This window comes from Denitrificimonas halotolerans (assembly GCF_034259425.1).
In the GTDB taxonomy this organism is placed as follows: Bacteria; Pseudomonadota; Gammaproteobacteria; order Pseudomonadales; family Pseudomonadaceae; genus Denitrificimonas; species Denitrificimonas halotolerans.
The window spans coordinates 101,702-126,790 of the sequence record NZ_JAXIVU010000002.1 but is presented as its reverse complement, the minus strand read 5'-3'; the positions used below and the strand labels follow the sequence as shown (position 1 = coordinate 126,790).

General features: G+C 46.3%; 25 protein-coding genes. 13 read left to right on the top strand and 12 right to left on the bottom strand.

Annotated features, from left to right (window positions below; all coding sequences use genetic code 11):
- The first annotated feature begins 218 nt into the window (after nt 1-218).
- Together TOI97_RS02455 and TOI97_RS13295 are read left to right on the top strand one after the other, a co-directional pair.
- Nucleotides 219-440 carry a penicillin-binding protein gene (locus TOI97_RS02455; protein ID WP_321552547.1) on the top strand — a complete coding sequence of 74 codons (222 nt, stop codon included), beginning with the start codon at nt 219-221 and terminating at the stop codon, nt 438-440.
- A gap of 202 nt (nt 441-642) precedes the next feature.
- Nucleotides 643-810, top strand: coding sequence for a hexameric tyrosine-coordinated heme protein (locus TOI97_RS13295; protein ID WP_407651306.1), 168 nt, complete (start codon nt 643-645; stop codon nt 808-810).
- A gap of 85 nt (nt 811-895) precedes the next feature.
- On the opposite strand, the gene TOI97_RS02450 is transcribed toward TOI97_RS13295, so the two are convergent.
- From TOI97_RS02450 to TOI97_RS02425, 6 genes are all read right to left on the bottom strand, one after another.
- Nucleotides 896-1,672 carry a lysophospholipid acyltransferase family protein gene (locus tag TOI97_RS02450; protein ID WP_321552546.1) on the bottom strand — a complete coding sequence of 259 codons (777 nt, stop codon included), beginning with the start codon at nt 1,670-1,672 and terminating at the stop codon, nt 896-898.
- Between the two features lie 11 nt (nt 1,673-1,683).
- A complete protein-coding gene (gene gmhB / locus TOI97_RS02445) occupies nt 1,684-2,214 on the bottom strand; it encodes a D-glycero-beta-D-manno-heptose 1,7-bisphosphate 7-phosphatase (protein ID WP_321552545.1) in 531 nt (176 codons plus the stop codon).
- A 61-nt stretch (nt 2,215-2,275) separates the two neighbouring features.
- Nucleotides 2,276-4,330 (bottom strand): glycine--tRNA ligase subunit beta, encoded by a 2,055-nt coding sequence (glyS, locus tag TOI97_RS02440; protein WP_321552544.1) that lies wholly within the window; start codon nt 4,328-4,330, stop codon nt 2,276-2,278.
- Nucleotides 4,327-5,274, bottom strand: coding sequence for a glycine--tRNA ligase subunit alpha (glyQ, locus tag TOI97_RS02435; protein ID WP_321552543.1), 948 nt, complete (start codon nt 5,272-5,274; stop codon nt 4,327-4,329). Before glyQ ends, glyS begins: the two co-directional genes overlap by 4 nt.
- A 113-nt stretch (nt 5,275-5,387) precedes the next feature.
- Nucleotides 5,388-5,861 carry an RNA-guided endonuclease InsQ/TnpB family protein gene (locus TOI97_RS02430; RefSeq protein ID WP_321552542.1) on the bottom strand — a complete coding sequence of 158 codons (474 nt, stop codon included), beginning with the start codon at nt 5,859-5,861 and terminating at the stop codon, nt 5,388-5,390.
- Nucleotides 5,862-5,867: 6 nt separating this feature from the next.
- Entirely contained in the window at nt 5,868-6,068 is a 201-nt protein-coding gene (locus tag TOI97_RS02425; RefSeq protein ID WP_321552541.1) for a hypothetical protein, read from the bottom strand.
- A gap of 776 nt (nt 6,069-6,844) precedes the next feature.
- On the opposite strand from TOI97_RS02425, the gene TOI97_RS02420 reads away from it, so the two are divergent.
- From TOI97_RS02420 to TOI97_RS02395, 6 genes are all read left to right on the top strand, one after another.
- The gene (locus TOI97_RS02420) at nt 6,845-8,158 is read left to right on the top strand and encodes an MFS transporter (protein WP_321552540.1); all 1,314 of its coding nucleotides are present in this window, start codon (nt 6,845-6,847) and stop codon (nt 8,156-8,158) included.
- 105 nt (nt 8,159-8,263) lie between these two features.
- Entirely contained in the window at nt 8,264-8,761 is a 498-nt protein-coding gene (locus TOI97_RS02415; RefSeq protein WP_321552539.1) for a GNAT family N-acetyltransferase, read from the top strand.
- 74 nt (nt 8,762-8,835) lie between these two features.
- Nucleotides 8,836-9,621 carry a sulfite exporter TauE/SafE family protein gene (locus TOI97_RS02410; RefSeq protein ID WP_321552538.1) on the top strand — a complete coding sequence of 262 codons (786 nt, stop codon included), beginning with the start codon at nt 8,836-8,838 and terminating at the stop codon, nt 9,619-9,621.
- A 9-nt stretch (nt 9,622-9,630) separates the two neighbouring features.
- Nucleotides 9,631-10,428: a prolipoprotein diacylglyceryl transferase gene (lgt, locus tag TOI97_RS02405; protein ID WP_321552537.1), complete on the top strand. Its 798-nt coding sequence runs from the start codon at nt 9,631-9,633 to the stop codon at nt 10,426-10,428.
- Complete coding sequence (locus TOI97_RS02400) at nt 10,425-11,219, top strand: thymidylate synthase (RefSeq protein WP_321552536.1); 795 nt, start codon at nt 10,425-10,427, stop codon at nt 11,217-11,219. Before lgt ends, TOI97_RS02400 begins: the two co-directional genes overlap by 4 nt.
- 73 nt (nt 11,220-11,292) lie before the next feature.
- Entirely contained in the window at nt 11,293-12,243 is a 951-nt protein-coding gene (locus TOI97_RS02395; protein ID WP_321552535.1) for an adenosine deaminase, read from the top strand.
- Between the two features lie 84 nt (nt 12,244-12,327).
- On the opposite strand, the gene TOI97_RS02390 is transcribed toward TOI97_RS02395, so the two are convergent.
- Together TOI97_RS02390 and ilvA are read right to left on the bottom strand one after the other, a co-directional pair.
- Nucleotides 12,328-12,777, bottom strand: a complete 450-nt coding sequence (locus TOI97_RS02390) for a DUF2269 family protein (RefSeq protein WP_321552534.1) — start codon at nt 12,775-12,777, stop codon at nt 12,328-12,330.
- Between the two features lie 63 nt (nt 12,778-12,840).
- The gene (ilvA, locus tag TOI97_RS02385) at nt 12,841-14,355 is read right to left on the bottom strand and encodes a threonine ammonia-lyase, biosynthetic (RefSeq protein ID WP_321552533.1); all 1,515 of its coding nucleotides are present in this window, start codon (nt 14,353-14,355) and stop codon (nt 12,841-12,843) included.
- 122 nt (nt 14,356-14,477) lie between these two features.
- On the opposite strand from ilvA, the gene rpiA reads away from it, so the two are divergent.
- Nucleotides 14,478-15,158, top strand: a complete 681-nt coding sequence (rpiA, locus tag TOI97_RS02380; protein ID WP_321552532.1) for a ribose-5-phosphate isomerase RpiA — start codon at nt 14,478-14,480, stop codon at nt 15,156-15,158.
- 137 nt (nt 15,159-15,295) lie between these two features.
- Here rpiA and TOI97_RS02375 read toward each other — a convergent pair whose 3' ends face one another.
- Complete coding sequence (locus TOI97_RS02375; RefSeq protein ID WP_321552531.1) at nt 15,296-16,195, bottom strand: SdiA-regulated domain-containing protein; 900 nt, start codon at nt 16,193-16,195, stop codon at nt 15,296-15,298.
- 157 nt (nt 16,196-16,352) lie between these two features.
- On the opposite strand from TOI97_RS02375, the gene TOI97_RS02370 reads away from it, so the two are divergent.
- Together TOI97_RS02370 and ilvD are read left to right on the top strand one after the other, a co-directional pair.
- Nucleotides 16,353-17,549 (top strand): class I SAM-dependent rRNA methyltransferase, encoded by a 1,197-nt coding sequence (locus tag TOI97_RS02370; protein WP_321552530.1) that lies wholly within the window; start codon nt 16,353-16,355, stop codon nt 17,547-17,549.
- A 192-nt stretch (nt 17,550-17,741) separates the two neighbouring features.
- Entirely contained in the window at nt 17,742-19,586 is a 1,845-nt protein-coding gene (gene ilvD / locus TOI97_RS02365; protein WP_321552529.1) for a dihydroxy-acid dehydratase, read from the top strand.
- Between the two features lie 128 nt (nt 19,587-19,714).
- Here the strand turns inward: ilvD and mgtE are convergent, their stop codons facing one another.
- The gene (gene mgtE / locus TOI97_RS02360; protein WP_321552528.1) at nt 19,715-21,076 is read right to left on the bottom strand and encodes a magnesium transporter; all 1,362 of its coding nucleotides are present in this window, start codon (nt 21,074-21,076) and stop codon (nt 19,715-19,717) included.
- A 341-nt stretch (nt 21,077-21,417) separates the two neighbouring features.
- On the opposite strand from mgtE, the gene hemF reads away from it, so the two are divergent.
- Together hemF and aroE are read left to right on the top strand one after the other, a co-directional pair.
- A complete protein-coding gene (hemF, locus tag TOI97_RS02355; RefSeq protein WP_321552527.1) occupies nt 21,418-22,338 on the top strand; it encodes an oxygen-dependent coproporphyrinogen oxidase in 921 nt (306 codons plus the stop codon).
- Nucleotides 22,338-23,150, top strand: coding sequence for a shikimate dehydrogenase (gene aroE, locus TOI97_RS02350; RefSeq protein WP_321552526.1), 813 nt, complete (start codon nt 22,338-22,340; stop codon nt 23,148-23,150). The genes hemF and aroE overlap by 1 nt, the downstream gene beginning before the upstream one ends.
- A gap of 4 nt (nt 23,151-23,154) precedes the next feature.
- On the opposite strand, the gene TOI97_RS02345 is transcribed toward aroE, so the two are convergent.
- Nucleotides 23,155-23,712, bottom strand: a complete 558-nt coding sequence (locus TOI97_RS02345; protein WP_321552525.1) for an L-threonylcarbamoyladenylate synthase — start codon at nt 23,710-23,712, stop codon at nt 23,155-23,157.
- Between the two features lie 48 nt (nt 23,713-23,760).
- Nucleotides 23,761-24,870 (bottom strand): DNA-processing protein DprA, encoded by a 1,110-nt coding sequence (gene dprA, locus TOI97_RS02340; RefSeq protein WP_321552524.1) that lies wholly within the window; start codon nt 24,868-24,870, stop codon nt 23,761-23,763.
- Nucleotides 24,871-25,089: the final 219 nt, after the last annotated feature.

The window sequence follows — 25,089 nt, the reverse complement described above, 5'->3', positions numbered from 1 at the left end:
AAAACAACGGGATAACACACAGGATACAGGCAAACAGTGAAAGCACCCAACAGCTGAAACGGCCCTGCGCGATAGAATGGATTTTGCTAGCATGGTACTTAACATAAGTTACAGCTCGGTCACTTTAGACTGAGCTGTAGTCAAGTAACTATCGATTTATAGCTGTGGATTGAAACTCAGCCAAGCCCCACACAGCACATATTGTATTGGAGTTTAAAATGAGCGAAAAACTAAGCCCTGACGCCTTACAGGCGCTTAAAATTGCATTTAGCTATATGCCAAACGCTATCGAAGTCACCAAGTACGAATACGGTGATCACTATAAAGTGGTGTTGGAACATATTGAAATCGTTAAAGAAATGCTATTGCTCAATGATGTTGATCCAGAAGAAGTCCCGGGTGAAATCAATCCGGAGCACACGCCTTACTCATCCTATTAAGCTCTTTCTTGAGTTAAGTTAAGAAACCGCATTAAAGTACTGCGCTATACACTGCAGCTGTCACAGGATTCTTAACTTTGCCTCCGTAAGCGCAACGCGCTTTGATTAGAAAGCAGCACAAAAAAGAGAAATAGCACAATGACGGATATACAGTTTCCTTCCTTCATGACTCAAACTGATCAAGGAAGACTTTGAGTAAGCTATTACCGTAAATCGTCGTGGAGTTAAATATACCCAATCCGATTTAGATACCCTTAATGCATTGCGTACCGACTATGCTGAATCAGCTGACGGCTTAACTGCAACATTGCAGGTGGTTGCCATTAATTTTCAAGTCGACGCTGCCACCAATAATTGCAGACACAATTAATGCAGTCAAAAATAAGCCTGAATGAATCAGGCTTATTTCCATCGAGGATGTTGTCCCACATGTAGCACTTCAAACATCTTCGGTGCTATTTAGCCGCTTTTTCTTTAATTTCAGCAAATACCTGCTCATCCAACGCTCCAATCTCAAACTGAGTGTGTGCCACCCACTCAAAAGCTCGTTGATTCAGTTCAGCAATAGCTTTTGAACCTTCACCCTCAGCATACATAGCAGGGCCAATCACCACGTCGATCACGCCAGGCCTCTTACTCCAACCTTGTTTGGGCCAAAATGCTCCGGCATTATGAGCAATTGGTAGTACAGGTAACCCAGCATTCACTGCTAACGAAGCACCACCGCGAGAAAACTTACCAATTTTACCCATGGGGACACGCGTACCTTCAGGGAAAATTAAGAGCCAACAATTTTCTTGCAAACGTTCTGCACCTTGCTTAGCTAGCTGCTTCAATGCTTGCTTAGGATTACTGCGATCAATGGCAATAGGTTTAACCAAAGCCATAGTCCAGCCAAAAAACGGGACTCGGAACAGCTCCTTCTTCAACACCTGACTTAAAGGTTGAAAGTAGGCTGATAAGAAAAAAGTTTCCCAAGTACTTTGATGTTTAGCTAATATCACACAGCGCTCGCTCGGTATATTTTCTATACCAGTTACCCGATATTCTATATTCAGCAGATGCTTTGCCAAGAACACAGCAAAACCACACCAATTTACAGTAATAAATCGGTAACGCGCTGGAAAAGATAAAAAGGGAGCAGCCAACAAGCTCACCACGCTCCAAACAAGGGCGCTTAAACTGAGCAGGATATAAAATACTGCCGTTCTTAATCCGTATAAAACGCCCATATTGCTAACCTTTAATTCAATAGATAATCTGCAACCGCTGCTAAATCAGCAAATACCAAGGTGTGTTCGGGCAGCTCTTGCGTTCGTGTTTGCCCACCTTTCCCTGTACCCACCAAAACTGGTTGAGCATTGATGGCCACAGCAGCCTGTAAATCACGCAAACTATCGCCAACAAACCACACCCCATCAAGCGACGTGTGATAATGCTCGGCAATTTGTTGCAACAATCCAGGCCGTGGCTTACGACAACTACATCCATCGTCGGGACCATGAGGACAGTAAGTGATTAACCCCAGATGCCCACCGTACTGCTGCACTGCATCACGTAAAACTTGGTGCATACCCTCTAAAGTAGGCACATCATAATAACCACGAGCCAAACCTGACTGATTAGTGGCCACCGTGACAACCCACCCTGCACGACTTAAACGCGCAATCGCTTCCAAAGCACCAGGCAAAGCAATCCATTCGTCCACGCTTTTAATATAATTGTCTGAGTCGTAATTAATTACGCCATCACGATCAAGAATAATCAGTTTCATGGGTTTTCCTTAAGCCATGTGGGTGCAACCTTAAGCCCACCCACACAGTTTACTGCCACACTTAATCCAGTACAGAGATATCTGCTACACCTAAGAATAAACTGCGCAAATGCGCCAGCATAGCTAAACGATTGGCACGGATTTCAGCTTCTTCAACATTAACTAAAACATCAGTAAAGAACGCATCAACCGGCTCATGTAAGCTAGCCAAGCGGGCTAAGGTTTGACTGTACTGACGACTTTCAGCCAAGGGCGCAACTGCTTGCTGTGCCTGTTTTAATGCAGCATATAGAGCAAACTCAGCAGGGCTATCAAAATAACGTGCCTGCACCTCTGTAGCTTGAGCTGTGTTATTTTTACCCAACAAATTGGATACGCGTTTATTCACCGCCGCTAATGCTTGGGCTTCAGGTAAAGCACGGAAGGCTTGTACTGCTTGCACGCGCTGATCAAAGTCAAGTGGCGACATTGGATGCAATGCGCGTACCGCTTGGTAAACAGCCACATCAACCCCAGCATCTTCATAGCGAGCACGCAAGCGATCAAAGATAAATTCCTGTACCTGTTCCGCCAACCCTTCGCGCTGAACTTTATCGCCATACTGAGCAATGGTCATAGCCACTAGCTCAGAGATATCCACATCCAGTTGCTTTTCAATCAGAATGCGCAACACACCTAGAGCTGCACGGCGCAAAGCATAGGGGTCTTTACTCCCCGTAGGCAACATACCGATACCAAAAATCCCCACTAAAGTGTCGAGTTTATCTGCTACTGCAACCGCAGCACCAGTTAAACTAGTTGGCAATTCAGCACCGGCCCCGCGTGGCATATATTGCTCATTTAGCGCTAAGGCAATATCACCAGCTTCGTTGTCATTTTTCGCATAGTAGTAACCGGCAATTCCTTGCATTTCTGGGAACTCGCCGACCATTTCAGTGGCCAAATCGCACTTAGACAATAACCCCGCACGTTCAGCATGCTGTGGGTTACCACCGATTTTCCCAGCAATAAACGCAGCGAGCTTAGAAACGCGTACCGCCTTGTCATATACACTACCCAACTGCGCTTGGAATACCACATTTTCTAAACGCTCATTAAAAGCAGACAAAGGCTGCTTTTGGTCTTGCAAATAGAAAAACTCAGCATCCGTTAAGCGCGGACGCACAACCTTTTCGTTACCCGAGATCACTTGCTGCGGATCTTTACTTTCAATGTTCGAAACGGTGATAAAGCGCGGCAATAAAGCGCCATGACTATCGAGCAAGCAGAAGTATTTCTGATTATCTTGCATCGTAATAATTAAAGCTTCCTGCGGCACATCAAGGAAGTGTTCTTCAAAGGAGCAAACTAAAGGTACTGGCCACTCAACCAAAGCGGTGACTTCATCCAACAAGGACTCCGGTACAATCGCTGTACCCTGTTGCTCTTGCGCAAGCTCATCAACACGCTGTTTAATTAACGCTCGACGTTCGTTGAAATCCGCAATCACATAAGCTTTGCGCAAGGCCTCAAGGTAATCACTTGGCTGATTCAATACCACTTCTGCATTGTGATGAAAGCGGTGACCATATGAAGCACGACCTGCGGTTTGCGCGAGAATCGTACACTCAACAACCTCTTCACCAAAGAGCATGACCAACCATTGCGTTGGGCGAACAAACTCTTCTTTACGCGCTCCCCAACGCATACGTTTAGGGATGGGCAAGGCATTTAAAGCATTCTCTACAATGCTTGGCAACAAGACCGTAGTTGCTTGGCCAGTAATATGCTGTTCATAGCGTAACTTAGCACCACTGCGATCTACTTCGCTTATATCCACGCCACATTTACGAGCAAAACCTAGGCCAGCCTTAGTCGGCTCACCCTCTTCATCAAATGCCACTTGCACTGGCGGACCATCAATCACTTGAGTGCGATCTGCTTGACCTTCAATCAATTGTTCAACCAAAACCGCTAAACGGCGTGGCGCAGCATACACCTGCACATCAGCATGGGTAAGGCCTGCATCTTTTAAACCTTGAGTAATGCCATCACGAAAGGCACTGGCTAAGGTTTTCAAGGCTTTAGGAGGCAGTTCTTCAGTGCCCAGCTCTACTAAAAAGTCACGTGCACTCATTCTTCAATCTCCAACTTTGCCAATACTTCATCACGTAATGCATCCGGTGCCATCGGGAAGCCTAACTTGGCACGTGCCTCTAAATAACTTTGCGCCACTGCACGCGCTAATGTACGAACGCGTAAAATATAACGCTGACGTTCAGTCACAGAAATTGCACGACGGGCATCTAACAGATTAAAGATATGCGAGGCTTTTAAAACCATTTCATAGCTTGGTAAAGGTAAGTTGAGCAAACATAAACGGCTGGCTTCACTTTCATAAAACTCAAACTGCTCAAATAGTTTTTCAACATTAGCGTGTTCAAAATTATAAGTGGACTGCTCCACTTCATTCTGATGAAACACATCACCGTACGTAACCTGACCAAATGGACCGTCAGTCCAAATCAAGTCATAAACAGAATCTACACCCTGAATGTACATGGCTAAACGCTCAAGGCCATAAGTGATCTCACCAGTAACGGGATAACACTCAATGCCTCCCACCTGTTGGAAGTAAGTGAACTGAGTCACTTCCATACCATTGAGCCAAATTTCCCAGCCCAGCCCCCAAGCACCAAGGGTCGGAGACTCCCAGTTATCTTCAACAAAGCGCACATCATGTACCAAAGGATCGATACCAATACGACGCAAAGACTCTAAATAGAGTTCTTGAATATTATCTGGGTTGGGTTTGAGCACCACTTGGAACTGATAATAATGTTGCAAGCGATTGGGGTTATCACCATAGCGGCCGTCAGTTGGACGGCGGGACGGTTGTACATAAGCAGCGTTCCAGGTTTCAGGACCTAGAGCACGTAAGAAAGTTGCAGTATGGAAGGTGCCAGCGCCCACTTCCATATCATAAGGTTGCAGTACCACACAGCCTTGCTCAGCCCAAAAGCTCTGCAAGGCGAGGATCAGATCTTGAAAGGTACGCACGGCGGCGGTTGTCTGGGTCACGTTATATATCCACTATTAAAAGATGGGCAGAAAGTCTAGGAGTATACCTCAATCAAGGGCATTCCCGCAGCGGACATTCATCACGGTTATACAGATTCTTAATATGCCAAGGATTAAGGTGCTGTAGCTAGCAGTCTATGTCGCACTACTCCAAATAAACATATTGAATCTAAAATCGCGAAAGCAACTCTTGACATCCTCCCCCAACCTAAAGAACGGGGGATTCCTACTGCTAGACGACCATGCCCGGCCGCAAGAATGTTTTGTGCCGCGTTGATATTGCGATCGTGGGTGACACCACACCCGCTGCACGTCCATTCTCTTATTCCAAGTCCTGCGATACCTTTCGGCCTCGATTCGGGCAAGCTGCCGCGACTCGAACAGGTTTGGGTGGTGTATGCCTCGTCAATTGCCTTAAAAACAATGCCTGCGTGAGCGCATTTATAGTCCAGCATTGTTTTTAATTGACCCCAGCCAGCATCTAACACTGACTTGGCCATCGTGGTTTTAACGAGTTTTAAGCTACTGACATTGCCCACATAGATTTCACCGCAGCGGTTGACTAGATTACGACTGAACTTGTGCAATGCGTCTTATCTACGGTTAGCAATCTTGGCGTGAAGGGTTTTGACTTGGGTTTTATTTCTAGCCCGCTGTGCTATGGCCAGTTTTTCCTCAAGGCCACGATAGAAGCAACCCGCTTCCAGTTTTGCGCCATCCGAGCAGGTGGCAGTGTCGGTCAAACCAAGGTCAATACCGATACGGTCTTGGCCTTTGCTTGGCTCGACCTCCACATCCACCACCACGTTAAAGTACCAGCGGCCACGGGCATCTTCATTGAAACTGGCCGTACGTGAGATGCTACCTCAACCATGCCTGCAGACCTACTCAACTGTTCCTTAAGTCCTTAAGCCCAATAGAGTGAAGCAACGAAGCTCAACTGCCACCAGCTCAAACAGCTCTTGTTTCATGGCATACGGCGCTTGACGTGTGCAATCAAGATCCTTAACAGTGTCTGACTATATAGCCCCAGTGCTTTACCTGTGCCTTGAGTTTATGAGTACATATCGCAGACTGACAAAAAACACTATGCTCTTGAATGAATCGCTTATTAATATGTGTGCAACTAGCAGATCAAGCTATTTACTCATACATACTGATACTGAATATGTAACTGATTTATACAAGGCGCAAACAATGATTGAAGGCTTAGATTTATCCTTGTATCGTGCGCGACTTAACAGTGCTTCATGTGAAGACTGCGCACTCAGGGGCAAGACCTCCACAACAGTTGTGGCACACAGCATCAGCTAGATAATGCACCCATGATGACTCTTTATTTCTCACAAGCACCAGTGCAAACCCGCAGTTATCAAACCTATGCTCAGTGTGGCTTACCCACAGAACAGCTCGGTCAACGACTGACCCGTTAGACAAATGTGCAACCTCTGGCTCAATGTGCCAATCTAAACATTCTTGGACTTCATCAGCACCCTAGGATTTCCTATGAAAAGCTGATAGTTATAAAGCATACACCGTTCGCAGTTTCACTCTTGAAGTTGGTAGCCGCATGTCCGTTTGGAAATCATTTAAGTCCCTATATTTCGCTACATTATTGATGTTACTGGGCTCTGGTTTATTAAGTACTTATTTGGCCCTGCATGTTGCTGAGCGAGCTGACGGTATTTGGGTCGGTGCACTGATGACTGGTTTCTATCTAGGCCTGGTCTTAGGTGGAAAAATCGGTCACCGCTTAATCGCACGAGTGGGCCATATTCGTGCTTACGTAGCTAGCGCCGGCATTGTGACCGGTGCAGTTTTAGTTCATGGTCTAACTGAAAACCTGCCCGCATGGTTGGGATTACGAGTCCTCGTTGGTCTTGGCATGATGACCATGTATATGGTGCTAGAAAGCTGGCTCAACGAGCAAAGCACCTCAGAAGAGCGCGGCGTAGTATTTTCCGGCTATATGATGGCGTCCTACTTGGGCTCAGTTTTGGGCCAACTGGTACTTGTTGCCATCCCTGAGCTAAGTATCACCTTGCTATTACTGGTTGGCTTGTGCTTTGCGCTGTGTTTAGTCCCAGTTGCCCTCACTCGTCGCATCCACCCTGACCCTTTGCATCCAGCCCCCTTGGAGCCACGTTATTTCTTTCAGCGTGTTCCTTCCTCTATGATCACCAGTTTAATTGCAGGTGCTATGGTCGGAGCCTTCTATGGTTTAGCGCCTTTATACGCTAGCCGTATCGGTTTGCCGACGCAGATGATCGGTCTGTTTATGGGTGTCTGCATTGTAGCAAGCTTACTCATCCAAGCCCCATTAGGCTGGCTATCTGACCGTATTGACCGTCCAACCCTCATTCGTTTTATCAGTGGAACACTCATGATAGTGGCTCTACCTCAAGCCATTTTGATTGACTTACCCATTCTGCTGATTTTTATTGGCAGTGGCCTGAGCGCTGTATTGTTCTTTAGCCTATACCCTTTAGCCGTTGCCTTCGCAAACGACAATGTGGAAGCCGAAAAACGGGTCTCGCTTACAGCGGTCTTACTGACCACCTTCGGCATTGGCGCCAGTATCAGTCCACTTGTGATTGGTGCCATCATGAAACACTATGGCCCAGGTATGCTCTACGCCTCAATCAGTATTCTTGCACTCCTGATTGTCTTACGAGTGCGTCACCCACAATCTGAATCTGAAACTGAAGCTATTTGCGTCAGTGATGAAGCACCTTTGCAACATATATCAATGCCTGACGGTATTAGCAGCTCCCCTCTTGCCGCAGCACTTGACCCTCGCGTAGAGGAAAGTCACGTGCAAGAACAGATGCAAGACTGTCCACTCAGTGAGGTCGCTGAAGAGTCAGAAGAACAGCATTACTAAACAGCTTATTTCAACAAAGGTCTCAGCAGCCGACACAGGAGGCTATTATCACTGACAACGTCATGAATCCACTCTAGAATAAGCCTTTTGTTTATTATGATAGCTATGTATACATTAAGCACTATGCAACCTTGTGATCTACCTGAAGAGTTAGACATCCAACGCAAGGCCTACGATGACAACTTACAAGAAAGTCTCACAGTGATTGCACAGCGCCTCAAACAGGCATCTAATTTGGCCATCGTTGCCAAAGATCAATACGGCATCTGTGGCTATTTATTCAGTTACCGCCCACAAATTGGCGCTATTACTGCACTCGATGATACGTTTAACTCGCCTGATCACAGTGACTGTTTATACTTACACAACTTCGCCGTTGCGCCCTACACGCGCAAGCGCGGAGTCGGACCAGACCTGGTAAAGCATAAACTGAGCATGGCCCGTCAAGCTAGTCTGCAACAATGCAGCTTAGTCTCAATGCAAAACTCAGCATCTTTTTGGCAACGCATAGGTTTTAAACCTCAACTGTTGACCAATCAACAACAAAAGCGTGCACTCAAATCTTATGGCGTGCCCGCAGTCTACATGCAAAGATCGCTATAACTTTCCAAGTGACTACAACCCATCTGCTGTAGCCTTATTTTCGACTAGCATCAACAACTGACAAGGACACCCCAATGGAATTTCTTCTCTACTTATTGCTCGGCGCTGCCGCTGGCGTCTTGGCTGGCTTATTTGGTGTAGGGGGTGGACTGATTATTGTGCCAGTTTTGGTATTTAGTTTTAGCGCTCAAGGTTTTGCACCAGAAATACTCACCCATTTAGCTGTAGGCACTTCCTTGGCAACCATCAGCTTTACATCCATTAATTCCATCCGTGAACACCATCGTCGCGGTGCAGTACAATGGGATTTATTTCGCTGGCTCACCCCAGGCATTCTCGCTGGGGCGGCTATTGGTGGATTGACCGCCGCATTGATTCAAGGTCCTATCCTACAAAAAATTATCGGCGCCTTTGCCATCATTATTGCCATTCAATTGGCTTTAAATTTAACCCCTAAAGGCACACAGCCAACACCGAAAAAACCTGAACTGATTGCTGCAGGCAGTATCATTGGATGGGCTTCGGCGATTTTCGGTATTGGTGGCGGATCTATTACCGTACCATTTTTGGTGTGGCGCAGTATTGCCATGCAAAAAGCTGTAGCAACATCTGCCGCCTGTGGCTTTCCAATTGCCCTAGCAGGCGCCATTGTTTTTATTATCACAGGTTGGAATGACAAGCTCTTACCTGAGTGGAGCCTAGGCTTTGTTTACTTGCCCGCATTGCTAGGTATCGCTATTACATCAGTATTTTTTGCTCGTTTTGGTGCCAAACTGGCACATAAACTGTCACCACTACTACTTAAACGCTTATTTGCTCTGCTACTGACCGCGGTTGGTATCAGTTTTTTACTGAATTAAGGAACAATCATGCTCACCTACCCCAATATTGACCCCGTAGCCGTTGCCCTCGGGCCGCTCAAAATACATTGGTACGGCTTAATGTACTTAATTGGTATTGGCAGTGCTTGGTGGCTCGCTGGCCGTCGTTTACAGCGTTTTGATGTCAATTGGAACAAAGACACCCTATCCGACCTCGTATTCTGGGTAGCCCTTGGTGTGATTTTGGGTGGCCGTTTAGGTTATGTTCTGTTTTATGACCTAGCTTCTTATATTGATAACCCCGCATTAGTTTTGCGCATTTGGGAAGGTGGCATGTCCTTCCACGGTGGGTTTATTGGAGTGATGCTAGCGGTTTGGCTCTTTGGCCGAAAGCATAAGAAAAGCTTTTTCCAGCTCATGGACTTTATCGCGCCACTCGTACCTATCGGTTTAGGTGCAGGCCGTATTGGCAACTTTATTAACGCCGAGCTTTGGGGTAAAGCGACAGATGTATCTTGGGCCATGATCTTTCCAACCGACCCTGCACAGTTAGCTCGCCACCCATCACAGTTGTATCAGTTCGCTTTAGAAGGCGTTGCCCTATTTGTCATTTTATGGCTCTACTCACGCAAGCCACGACCCACTATGGCAATCTCCGGCATGTTCGCACTGTGTTATGGCATTTTCCGATTTATCGTCGAATTTGTCCGTGTACCCGATCCACAACTTGGTTACTTAGCCTTTGATTGGTTAACCATGGGACAACTACTATGTATCCCAATGATACTCGGTGGAATCGGTTTAATTATGTATGCCTATAAACGTCAAGAGGTAGCACAAGCATGAAACAATATCTCGATTTAATGCGCCATGTACGTGACTCTGGTGTGAATAAAAGTGACCGCACCGGTACCGGTACCCGTAGCGTTTTCGGCTATCAAATGCGTTTTGATTTAAATGCCGGCTTTCCGTTGGTCACAACAAAAAAATGCCATTTAAGATCCATCATCCATGAGCTGCTATGGTTCTTACAGGGTGATACTAATATCAAATACCTGAAAGATAATGGTGTACGCATTTGGGATGAGTGGGCCGATGAAAATGGTGACTTAGGCCCTGTGTATGGTTATCAATGGCGTAACTGGCCAAGCCCCAACGGTCAGTCGATCGATCAAATCAGTAAGCTGATTGACATGATCAAAAGTAATCCCGACTCACGCCGTTTAATTGTGAGCGCTTGGAATCCAGCCTTAGTCGATAATATGGCATTACCCCCCTGCCACGCACTGTTTCAATTCTACGTAGCAGACGGAAAATTAAGCTGCCAACTGTATCAGCGCTCTGCAGATATTTTCTTAGGCGTGCCCTTCAATATTGCCAGCTATGCTTTGCTGACCATGATGGTTGCTCAAGTATGTGATTTACAATTGGGCGATTTCATTTGGAGCGGTGGCGACTGTCACTTGTATGCCAACCATATGGAGCAAGCCGAAGAACAGTTGAACCGTAAACCATTTGCTTTACCCCGCATGCGTATTAACCCTGAGGTAAGGTCTATTTTTGATTTTACTTTCGAAGACTTTGAACTTTGTAACTATCAATCGCACCCACATATTAAGGCTCAAGTAGCGGTCTAAACCGCGTACTTGATCGATCCTTAAACGCAAGACTAGTTAACCAACTTCTAGATCAGCACGACAGGTGATATCTATGTACGACTGGCTCAACACACTCCCCAAAGCAGAATTACATATGCATCTAGAGGGATCCTTGGAACCCGAATTGATGTTCCAGCTGGCGGAGCGCAACAGGATCACCCTGCCGTGGGATTCAGTCGAAACCCTACGCAATGCCTATAACTTTAATAACTTGCAGGAGTTTTTGGACATCTACTATCAAGGCGCCAACGTCCTGCAAACTGAACAAGACTTTTACGACCTCACTTGGGCGTATTTAAAGAAATGTGAAAAACAAAATGTGATTCACGTGGAACCTTTTTTTGATCCACAAACCCACACTGAACGTGGTATTGAGCTACAAGTGGCGATCACAGGGATCAGTGAAGCCTTAGCTGATGCCCGTGATATGCTTGGCATCAGTAGTGGTTTAATTCTAAGCTTTTTACGCCACCTCTCTGAAGAAGACGCTTTTGCGACATTAGAAGAAGCCATGCCTTTTCGTGACCTGTTTTTCGCTGTTGGTTTAGACAGTTCAGAACAAGGCAACCCTCCAAGTAAATTCACTAATGTATTTGCCAAAGCCCGTGCTGAAGGCTTATTAACTGTAGCCCATGCAGGTGAAGAAGGCCCTCCAGAGTATGTATGGCAAGCCTTAGACTTACTCAAAGTCAATCGCATTGATCATGGGGTGCGTGCGTGGGAAGATCCACGCTTAATGGCACGTATCATTGAGGAACAAATTCCACTAACAGTGTGCCCTTTATCCAATACCAAGCTGCGCGTATATAACAATATGAGCGAGCATCCTATTCTGCAAATGCTCGAGCAAGGTGCAATGGTCACAGTAAATTCTGATGACCCTGCTTATTTTGGCGGCTACCTAACAGAGAATTTTGCTGCCTTACACAAAGACTTGGGTATGAGCCAAGCACAAGCACAACGCTTGGCCAATAATAGTCTTAATGCACGTTTAGCGCCCTAACTCGTAGCATCCTCTAGGGCACAACGCTTTGATGACAAACTGTAGCGCCGTACTCACGCACGCCGCTACAGTTCAATAGCCCAATTAATTGAAGCCGGGCTTAGCTCCCATCAGTGCACTGATAGCTAACAGTACGATTAAAATCAGCACCGCCCAAATCACTGCAAAGATCTGATCACGCCCCCGAGTTGGCTCTTTATTGATTAACTGTAATTGCCAGCGGCTAAGATTACTGTACAAAAAAGCACCAAAAATAAAGATCAAGGGCAGTAAAGCAATACTCAACATCAACCACTTCTGACTTAACGGCAAACCGCTCAGGTGAGTCATCCACCATCCTGTAATGGGCACGCTCACAGCCAAGAGCGTAAACACCGGTAAGCTAATCACCCGTGTCCGGTACAACTTTTCTTGCAATATTTCAGGTTTTTTTCCTTTGGCACGCCAAACAATAACAATATGGGCAAGCAAACCCAACATCAATAACACAGCTGGCACACTGTGCCCTATGCGCAACGCTAAATAATGTTCCAATTGTCTGACTCCTCATAACTCATAAACAAACAATATGTACCCCATACTGGAGCGCATATGACCCTAACCTAAAAACAGTTGATATGCTGGGTTATCAGTTTCATCCCAATAGGGATAACCAATTCTGTCTAAGGTTTCCTCAATCAATAATTCCTCATTCGCAGGAACCTGTAACGCAGCCAATACACGCCCGACAGCGGCTGCATGATTACGGTAATGGAACATGGAAATATTCCAATGCCCACCCAACTTGTTTAAAAAATTGAACAACGCACCTGGATGCTCAGGGAATTCAAAACGATACACACGCTCACTACCAACCGCCTCAGAATGACCACCAACCATATGACGAATATGCAGCTTCGCCAACTCATTATCAGTAAGATCCAATACAGGGAAGCCTTGCTCACGCAAACTGTCCACCAAGGCAGCGCGAGGGTCTAGCTCTGGATGCGTCTGCACACCTACAAAAATATGAGCAATACCATCGGTGTGGTAGCGGTAATTAAATTCAGTGATGGGACGTTTACCAATAGCTTCACAGAACTTTTTAAAGCTACCTGGCTGCTCTGGGATACTGACCGCAATAATCGCCTCGCGCTGCTCACCCAACTCAGCCCGCTCCGCCACGTGACGCAAACGGTCAAAGTTCACATTAGCGCCAGAATCAATAGCCACAAGGTGCTGATCCACAACACCAGTGCGCTCAACATACTTCTTAATACCTGCAACAGCTAAAGCACCCGCCGGCTCAGTAATTGAACGAGTGTCATCGTAAATATCTTTCATTGCCGCGCAGATTTCATCCGTATTCACCGTGATCACTTCATCCACATGATGACGGCAAATATCAAAGGTATGCTCCCCTATTTGGGTGACAGCTACACCATCAGCAAAAAGCCCCACTTGCGGTAAAACCACACGCTCACCGGCTGCCATCGCTTGCTGTAAACAGTTAGAGTCTGTTGGCTCAACTCCAATAATTTTAATTTCCGGACGTACATATTTAATGTAAGCCGCTACTCCAGCAATTAATCCGCCTCCGCCGCACGGTACAAATACAGCATGTAACGGGCCTTGATGCTGTCGCAAAATCTCCATCGCTACGGTACCTTGCCCAGCTATCACCTCTGGATCATCGTAAGGATGGATATATACCAAACCTTTTTCTGCAACCAGCTTCAAAGAGTGAGCCAATGACTCAGGAAATGCATCACCATGTAAAACAACACGACCACCTCGGGCACGCACAGCCTTAACTTTAATTTCCGGCGTTGTTTTAGGCATCACAATGGTGGCTTTAATACCAAGGAATTTTGCCGCCAAGGCGACACCTTGCGCATGGTTACCGGCCGATGCAGTCACTACACCTCGAGCACGTTCTTCCGCCGTCAGTTGGGCAATTTTGTTATAGGCCCCACGGATTTTAAAAGAAAAGACCGGCTGCAAGTCTTCACGTTTCAACAACACTTTATTGCCTAACCGCTCAGATAATTGAGGGGCATGGTGCAAAGGGGTTTCATGCGCCACGTCATAAACACGGGCGTTTAAGGTTTTCTTCACATATTGTTCGAGCATGATCAGTTCACTAAACAGGGCAACAAAGTCAAACAGTCTACTCCACCGATAACAACTCAACCACATTCATGCAGTTTAAGTCGCTATAATCAATCCATATTCTTTACTGACCGGAGTCCTTCGTGAACCAAGATCAACTGAAACAAGCCGTCGCCCAAGCGGCCATTGACTATATTCTGCCGCACTTGGAACAGCGCAGTATTATTGGTGTAGGCACAGGCTCTACAGCAAACTTTTTTATTGATTTACTGGCCAAGCATAAATACGATTTTGCCGGTGCTGTAGCCAGCTCTGAAGCCACGGCCGAGCGCTTAAAAAAACATGGCATTACAGTACATAATTTAAATAATGTGCAAGAACTTGAGTTTTATATAGACGGTGCGGATGAATGCAATAAGCACCTCGAACTGATCAAAGGTGGTGGTGCAGCCTTAACACGCGAAAAAATTGTTGCAGCTGTAGCAAAAACTTTTATTTGCATTGCTGATGAAAGTAAAAAGGTTGACTTTTTAGGGGGGTTTCCACTGCCTGTTGAAGTCATCCCAATGGCTCGCAGCTATGTAGCACGTGAAATTGTAAAACTGGGTGGTGACCCAGTCTACCGTACAGGTGTGACCACCGATAATGGTAATGTGATCTTAGATATTCACAATATGCAAATCACTGATCCGCGTGGCCTAGAAGACAAAATTAACGCCTTAGTAGGCGTTGTTTGTAATGGTCTATTTGCTCACCGCCCAGCCGACATCTTACTGCTCGGCACTAAAGCCGGTGTTGAAACTTTAGTGCGTAATGCGCACTAAGCTGACCCAATCGCGGAAATTCGCATATTTTTAGTATAGAACAGAAGAGAACGGGGAGGCTAAAGCCTCCCTTAATAGCCGCGAACTGTTGCTTAACAGTATTGCTGATTGACATCCTCCCCGACCTAAAATAATAACTATTGATTCGTGAACACATAAAACAAATTAGGCTCACTCATAATATAAATCGTCCCTTCAGCATCTATCGCAACTCCTTCCGCTTGATTAATATTGGCCGTTAAACCATTAAACCCCATAATAAAACTCATAAAACTGACAGGTTGCCCCTCCTCATCCAACTCAAGCAGCATGCGGGACTCATCCGATAATACCAACAAATGCCCAGTACGCGGATCAAGCGCCAATCCCGAAAAATCAAGGGCAAAAATATGCTCTGAAGGCAACGCTATTAAATCCTGCTCGGTCATCTCAGCAACAGCTGACCCAGCAGCCAAGGGAAGCGCATACAAACCTAAAGGATCACGCTCTTTAGCCAGTAAAAACCGCCGATGAACCTCATCCCAAACTATCCCTTCAAATCCTTTATTATGTGCTCGAGACGCTCCTAAGTTGATTGTAGGCCAATCCTTCGCTGCAATATGCGCAGTGTCATCAGTCAGCTCAAACACAGTCAAACTTGCATTGCGTTCATCAATCACAGCAAAACGACCATCATTGAGCACAGCAATGCCTTCAAGGTCAGCAAACCCCTGAAGTTCCACTGCACGTAAGACCTTACCCTCTAAAGAAAGCTCAACCAATTTGGCTGACCTACCTGCGACTGTAAATAACGTATTGGTTCTGGGGTTCCAACTCAGGCCTGACGCTTGCTCATCCACAGGCCAAGCCAATGGCTTACCTTGTATGACGACGCGATAGTCAGACAACCAAATATTTTCTTTCTGCTGCAACTCATCTAAATCAGCTGTTTGCCATAACAGCCATCCACGGTCATCCCAGTGAAAATAATCCAACAAGGCTATCAATATACCTGCCCCAAGCAACACTACGACCCATGGTTTCAATCCTTTCGACACGCTTCAACCTTGCTCTATAAAGTTAAAAAATATTCTCACGCAAATAGACAGCACACATCGACAATAGGTTGCATCCAACTCCCAACCTAATTTATAAAGTCAAACCCGCCCTTCGGACAATCGTTATACTCTGTGTATCGTTTTATTGGAGAACTCCATGCCTTTGCCTTCTTTACGCTTAAAATCTAATGCCGACCGCCGTTTACGCAGCGGCCACTTATGGATCTATAGCAATGAAATTGATACCAAACAAACACCGTTAAACCGATTTCAAACCGGCGACCAAGCCATTGTAGAAAACGCTTCGGGCAAGCCCTTAGGTGTTGTTATTCTGAGTCCACAAGCACTGATCTGCGCACGTTTAGTTTCCCGCGATATCGAGCACCGTTTGGATAAGTCACTACTGGTGCATCGTCTCAATATTGCTCTATCCCTACGTGAACGTTTATTTGATGCCCCCTTCTATCGTTTAATTCATGCCGAAGGTGATTTACTGCCGGGCCTAGAGGTGGATCGTTTTGGTGATATTTTGGTCGTACAAATCAGTGCTGCCTGCATGGAACCCCATAAAGATATTATTTTAGAAGCCTTACTTCAGGTATGTAAGCCAACTGGTGTGCTCTGGCGAAACGATGCGCCAACCCGTGATTTAGAAGGTTTAGAACGCTATTTAGAAGTAGCGTACGGTGAAGTACCTGAGTGGGTGCAGTTATTAGAAAACAACCTAACTTATAACACTCCCATTTTGCAGAAAAAGGTCATTGGTTGGCATTACGATCAGCGCTTTAACCGTATGCAAGCCACTCAATACTGCATCAATAACCGTGTCCTTTCAGTCTATAGTGGAGCAGGCAGCTGGGCTATTCCGGCAGCATTAGCTGGTGCTAGCGAAGTACTCTGTGCCGATGCTTCTGGCCAAGCCTTAGACGCACTCGAAAGTAATGCCCAACTTAATGAGATTGGTGCAACCTTACTCTGCGCAGAAGGTGATGTATTGGAGACTCTAGAATCACTTAAAGCCGATGAAGAACGTTTTGATGTGATTATTGCAGATCCTCCAGCCTTTATTAAACGCAAAAAAGATATCAAAAGCGGTGAAGCAGGTTACCGCAAACTCTACGAACACTGCATACGACTGCTCAGTCGTGACGGAATCTTTATTTGCTCATCACGCTCACCTTTTTTTACTGAAGAAAGCATGCACAGCACCCTATTGGCTGCCGCGCGCCATTTAGACCGTAACATTCAAATTCTGGAACAAAGCGGGCAAAGTGCTGATCACCCTATGCACCCTGCTATCCCAGAAACACGCTATCTGAAATACACCGTGTGCCGTATTTTGCCCAATAGCTGAGACAACTGGACCCAATTCAATCCAGCAAAACACCTGCTGCCCTTTGCCCAGCCGCCTAGGGCAGCGTAGAATGAGATATTCTCGTCACTACCCTAGGCGAGCTCAAATGTGCTTTGCCGACCGCACGGTCACCCCGCAGCAACAGTTGCAGATGCGCTAACCGCCCTTTTTTATTTTTGCAGGAAGTTACTCATGCCTGATTATCGTTCGAAAACCTCTACCTTCGGCCGCAATATGGCGGGTGCCCGTGCACTATGGCGTGCAACCGGCATGACAGACGAAGATTTCCACAAGCCCATCATCGCCGTTGCAAACTCTTTTACTCAGTTTGTACCGGGACATGTGCATCTCAAAGATATGGGGCAATTAGTCGCCCGTGAAATTGAACGTGCCGGTGGTGTAGCCAAAGAATTTAATACCATTGCCGTTGATGATGGTATCGCTATGGGTCACGATGGCATGCTCTACTCACTGCCCAGCCGTGAGATCATTGCTGACTCGGTTGAGTACATGGCCAACGCACACTGCGCTGACGCTTTAGTTTGTATTTCAAACTGTGACAAAATCACCCCAGGCATGTTGATGGCTGCCTTGCGTCTAAATATTCCTGTGGTCTTTGTTTCTGGTGGCCCAATGGAAGCGGGTAAAACTAAGTTAGCAAATCACGGTTTAGACCTAGTGGATGCAATGGTGATCGCCGCCGATGATAGTGCCTCAGATGAAAAGGTTGCAGAGTATGAGCGCAGCGCTTGCCCAACCTGTGGCTCTTGCTCAGGAATGTTTACTGCCAACTCCATGAACTGCTTGGTAGAAGCCCTAGGTTTAGGCCTGCCAGGTAACGGCACAGTTTTAGCTACACACGCCGACCGTAAAGAGCTGTTCTTAGAAGCCGGTCGCACTATTGTTGATTTATGCCGCCGTTACTATAAAGAAAATGACGAATCCGTACTACCGCGTAACATTGCCAACGTGAAAGCCTTTGAAAACGCTATGTCTCTCGACATTGCTATGGGCGGTTCAACCAACACTATTCTGCATCTATTGGCAGCGGCACAAGAAGCTGAAATGGACTTTGATTTACGCGATATCGATGCCTTATCGCGTAAAGTCCCTGAACTGTGTAAAGTTGCACCCAACATCCAAAAATACCATATGGAAGATGTACACCGTGCCGGTGGTATCTTCAGTATTTTAGGCTCACTGGCGCGTGGCGGTTTCCTCCATACAGACCTACCTACAATCCACAGCAAAACGATGGCTGAAGCCATTGCCAAGTGGGATATCACTCAAACTGAAGACGAAGCTGTACATACCTTCTTTAAAGCAGGCCCTGCAGGCATTCCAACACAAACCGCCTTTAGCCAAAACACACGCTGGCCGAGCTTAGATTTAGATCGCGAAAGCGGCTGTATCCGCAGCGTTGAACACGCGTATTCCCACGAAGGTGGTCTCGCAGTGCTGTACGGCAATATCGCTGAAGATGGCTGTGTGGTTAAAACCGCAGGTGTCGATGAATCTATCCTTGTTTTTAAAGGCAAAGCCAAAATTTTTGAGAGCCAGGACTCTGCAGTACGCGGCATTCTTAATGATGAAATCGAGCCAGGCGATATCGTCATTATCCGTTACGAAGGTCCAAAAGGCGGTCCAGGCATGCAAGAAATGCTCTACCCAACTAGCTACTTGAAATCTAAAGGCTTAGGTAAAGAGTGTGCACTACTGACTGATGGTCGTTTCTCCGGTGGTACCTCGGGTTTATCTATTGGTCACGCCTCTCCAGAAGCTGCTTCTGGCGGTGCTATTGGCTTAGTGCAAGAAGGCGATAGTATTTTAATTGACATCCCTAACCGTACTATCAACCTTGAAGTCAGTGATGCTGAACTTGCAGCTCGTCGTGCAGAACAAGACAAGAAAGGCTGGAAGCCTGTCGAAGTTCGCTCACGCAAAGTCAGCACAGCACTAAAAGCTTATGGTGTACTGGCAACCAGTGCCGACAAAGGTGCCGTACGTAATAAAGCACTATTGGACGAGATGTTTTAAACAGCCTCACCCCGTTAAATGCTTTTGAGCTGAAGCACTCAAAGCATAACAAAGCCCCAGTTCAACGATGCGTATGTGAACTGGGGCTTTTTATTTTGGTGTCAGTTGCAATTCACTCGATTGCCTAACTAAACTGGGACGATGCTCAAATCAGCCAATAATAATGATGCAATAAATAAGTATATGACAACCCCTGTTGCATCACACACCGAAGTGATTAAAGGGGCGCTAGCACTGGCGGGGTCAAGGTTAAACTTACTGAGAATAAAAGGTAAACTCATCCCGATCATACAGCCAATCATAACAATACTGACCATGCTCAGTGCCAAGACCAAAGCCACTGTAGAGTCACCTCGTATATAGCCTAAAATAGACACTGCTGCAGCCATAGTACAACCCAACGCTAAAGCCACTAAGGCTTCACGACCAATCAAGTATAACCAGTCACGCATCACCACTTCACCGGTCGCTAAAGCTCGCACCATAAGGGTTGCTGACTGGGAGCCGGCATTACCACCACTGTCGACTAGCAGTGGTAAAAAAAAGACCAGCACAATATTAGCTGCAATGATGTCTTCAAAGTGCGCAATACCCGCACCAGAAAACAAATTACCAAAGACTAACAATACTAGCCAAAACACACGCTTACGATAAAGCAGCCCAATACTGGCACCTTTAATGCTACCAATAATAGTGCTTACACCAGCAGATTTATGAATATCATCCGTCGCTTCTTCACTCACTACATCCATCGCATCGTCATAGGTGACAATACCAATAAGCGCACCTTGCTTATCCACAATAGGCAAAGCCAATAAGTCATAGCGAGCTATTTTCTTAGCAATATCTTCTTGATCATCAAAAGCACTAGCGCTGACGACATCGCTGGTCATTAAGTCTTTAACTGACTTATCCAAATCAGAAATAATTAGATCACGTAAAGACACCACACCAAGTAAACACTTTTGATCATCTACCACATAGGCTTGGTAAATGGTTTCAGCATCCGGTGCCTCTTCGCGCAAGTAAGTCATGGCCTGAAGTACAGTCATATCTTGCTTTAACGCAGCATAATCCGAAGTCATTAAAGCACCAGCAGTCCCTTCAACATAAGCAGACAGCTTATGAATATCTGCACGATCTTCCTCAGCTAAAGCCGGCAGTAGAGTTGCTCGTTGACTAGGATCCAAACGTTTAAATAAGTCTGTTCGCTCATCCGCCGGCATTTCACTGACCAACTCAGCTAAGCTTGCACGTGGGAATTCACGGGCAAAGCAAACTTGCTCTTCCGGCTCAAAATAACTAAAAATTTCTGCACGATTAGGTAAAAGCTCCAGTAGGCGCCAGCACAACGTTGGCTCCAACTGTTCTAATGCATCAGCAACATCAATAGGACGCAAACCTTTAAGTGCGATGAAAGCATTGTCAAAATCATTTTTTTCAATTGCCTGGCTCAGAACGAGCACTAGGTCTGTCTCGGTACGACTCATCGTCAATCTCCAAACAGCCAGCATTGGCAGCGTACGGAGACTCCAAGTCATACGTGACTGAGGTTAATCCATTATACGCTGTTGGTTATTTTGCTGTTTTATTATCAGGAATACAGCCCAATGCGGACTTATACACGAACTTTCCATAGAACCTTATTTTCTCTTGAACCGTTTATACGGCGTGCGAATACTAAGACAAGCCCCCCATAATAACAACTGCAACTCTTTCACCGATTCAGTTAGCCGATTATTCTGATAGTGGTATGCTTAGTTTAATTCAAATCATTTTCTTAAAATAAAGTATTTTTAGCGGTGCCGTACACCCTTTTTTGGAGCTTATTTTGACCGCCACAATTGATGATGTAAAAAACTACTTACTCGATCTACAAGATCGTATTTGTACTACTTTAGAGCAAGCTGATGGCAGCGGTAAATTTTTTGAAGAAAGCTGGGACCGACCAGGTGGTGGCGGCGGCCGCACCCGAGTATTAGCCGATGGCGCACTCATTGAAAAAGGTGGGGTAAACTTCTCGCACGTGCATGGTGACTCTTTGCCACCATCCGCCAGTGCCCACCGCCCAGAACTAGCAGGACGCTCCTTCCAAGCCATGGGCGTATCTTTAGTCATCCACCCAGAAAATCCACATATCCCAACCTCCCACGCAAATGTACGCCTATTTGTTGCAGAAAAGCCTGGAGAAGAGCCTATCTGGTGGTTTGGTGGTGGTTTTGACCTCACGCCGTACTATGCTGTAGAAGAAGATTGTGTTCACTGGCACCAAGTAGCTCACGATGCCTGCGCGCCTTTTGGCGACAACATTTATGCAGACTATAAAGCTTGGTGCGACCGCTACTTTTATCTCAAACACCGTAACGAGCCAAGAGGTATCGGTGGCCTATTTTTTGATGACGTCAATCAGTGGGATTTTGATACCTGCTTTGCCTTTATTCGTTCAGTTGGTGATGCCTACCTTGAAGCTTACATGCCCATTGTCGAGCGCCGTCGCCACACACCTTTTACCGAGCAGGAACGTGAGTTCCAAGCCCATCGCCGTGGTCGCTATGTTGAATTCAACCTTGTCTTTGACCGCGGTACCCTCTTTGGTTTGCAATCCGGTGGGCGTACAGAATCAATTTTAATGTCATTACCACCGCAAGTGCGCTGGGGCTACGACTGGAAGCCAGAAGCAGGCAGCCGTGAAGCACAACTCACAGAATACTTCTTACAAGACCGTGACTGGTTAGGAGAGGCACAAGCATAATGAAATACTACGGTGTCTTTGGTAACCCTATAGCCCACAGCAAATCGCCATTGATTCATCACTTATTTGCTGAGCAAACTGACCTACATATTAGTTATGAACCATTGTTAGCACCTTTAGACAGTTTTACCACCGCGGTAACAAATTTTTTTCAAACAGGGAGCGGTGCTAATGTCACGGTGCCTTTTAAAGAAGAAGCTTTCGCCCTAGCAGATCAACTCAGTACTCGCGCGCAACGCGCTAAAGCAGTCAACACTCTCAAAAAGCTAGAAGATGGCAAACTACTGGGGGATAACACTGATGGTGCAGGACTGGTCAATGATTTGCTCAATAATCATGTACAGATCACAGGGAAGAGTATTCTCATTTTAGGTGCAGGTGGTGCGGTACGAGGTATTCTTGAACCTTTACTAGCACATAACCCTAAAGAAATCGCCATTGTCAATCGCACTGTAGAAAAAGCTGAACAGCTAGCTAATGAATTTGCTGATTTAGGCCCGATGGCCGCTTGCGGTTATGATTGGATTGATGCACCTGTTGATATCATTATCAATGGTACATCTGCCAGTTTAAGTGGAGAATTACCTCCTTTAGCCGACACTCTAGTAAAAGCCGGTGATACTCTGTGCTACGACATGATGTATAGCAAAGACACGACTGTCTTTAATCAATGGGCACAACAGCGTGGTGCAGCACGCACTTTAGATGGCCTAGGAATGCTGGTGGAACAAGCAGCAGAAGCTTTTTATATCTGGACGGGGGTGCGCCCGAACCCCACCCCCGTGCTAAAAGCTTTACGCGCACAACTCTAATAACTTAAGCCGAGCGCAGCACCTGTCCACTCCGCAAGTCACGGATGGTGCTGGGCTTGGTTTGCTGGCCCAACTCACCATTGAGCACAGCATCCAACTGGCCACGAAAATATTGCTCAATACGCAAACGGCTTTTCGCAGGTGAAAAGCCACTGGGATTTGCAGACGTAGATACTAAAGGCCCTGTCACTGCACACAATCGTGCCACCAATGGATGGGCACTCACGCGAATGGCAACAGTGTTATGCTCACCACTAATCCATTCCGGCACACGATTATAATGGGGTACTAGCCAAGTATGAGGCCCTGGCCAGCACTGCTTTAATTGTGCCATTTCATCATCTGTAAGCCCCTCAAGCAGCCAATCAAACTGCTCAATATCAGCAGCAATCAAAATAAGGCCCTTATGCGCTGGTCGATCTTTTAAAGCTAATAAGCGCGCTACCGCAGTCGCATTAAAAGGGTCACAGCCTAATCCCCAGACTGCTTCTGTAGGGTAAGCGATTACCGCCCCTTGTCGTATTTTTTGCGCAACTTGTTGGATCTGCCAAGCACTGGTCATGAATTTCACTCGTAAGCAGGTGTTACTCGGTCAATGAAGCCCCCTATCTTAAACCTGTCCAGCCTTACGATACAGCCATAAACCACCTTCACGACTCACCCAACCATCAATTTCAAACTCGGTCAGTAGGCTCAACACTTCTAGCAAGGGCAGTTCACTCAAGACTACTAGTTCCTCTGTATCTAGAGGTTGCACTTTTAACAGCTCTAACAAAGGATGTTGTAATGCGAGAGTTTGTTGTTCTGGCGGCTCTGCAACGGGTCCAATTCGCTGCCAACCTTGCAATGTTTCTAAAATATCATCCACGGTTTCAATTAACGTTGCACCATTACGAATCAGTTGATGACACCCTCTTGCACTGGGAGAATGAATAGAGCCCGGGATTGCGTAAACCTCACGTCCCTGTTCGGCAGCTAAGCGTGCTGTAATTAAAGAACCGCTAGAAGGGCTAGCCTCAACGACTAACACCCCTAACGATAAACCACTGATGATGCGATTGCGCCGTGGAAAATGATTGGCATGAGGTGCGCTGTCCAAGGTTAACTCCGATACCAAAGCACCACCCTGTTCAATAATTCTTTGTGCTAAAGCTCGATGCCGTGCAGGATAAACACGCCTCAACCCTGTACCCACAACAGCAATCGTCTTGCCTTGTACATCTAAAGCACCTTGATGCGCAGCAGCATCCACACCTAAGGCCAAACCACTGGTTACAACAAAACCACCTTGTGCCAAACTGCGAGCAAAGCTTTGTGCTGTATCAAGCCCCGGCCGGGTCGCACGACGACTGCCCACAATAGCAATTTGTGGTTTTTCTAAAATACTTGGATCGCCCTGAACAAACAACAAAGGTGGTGCCCCACCAGTTTCTTTTAACAAGGCTGGATACTGTGGCATATCATGTAAAAGTACATGGTGATGCGGCATTTCCAACCAACGTAAAGCCTGCAATGTGTGGTCACGCACCGCCTCACTGCGCCGTGCATCCACACTGCTCTGCGGAATACCTAGAGCGCGCCAAGCGGCGGCAGGCGCACTGAGTGCTGAGTTGGCTGAAGTAAATGCTTCCAGTAGACGATAAAAACGCTGGGGGCCAATTTCTGGTAAACAATGTAAACGTAAACGCGCTTCAAGTTCTGCAGGGGAGCAATGCGTCATGGTAATATCCCTATTTAGCTACACTGGACATCTTGTCAGGTGTTGTATTTAGTGTAGTAAGCAGTCACTGAAATGCAAAGTTACCGCACAACTTTAAAACGCCTCCCTGCTTACTACTTATCAGTCAGTGATAGATAATGAGTGAAAAATTTTCCTCAAGCACCGATTCCCTTTATCATAGGTGCATAATCCAACATCTTGAATGCAAGCCTTAATCGC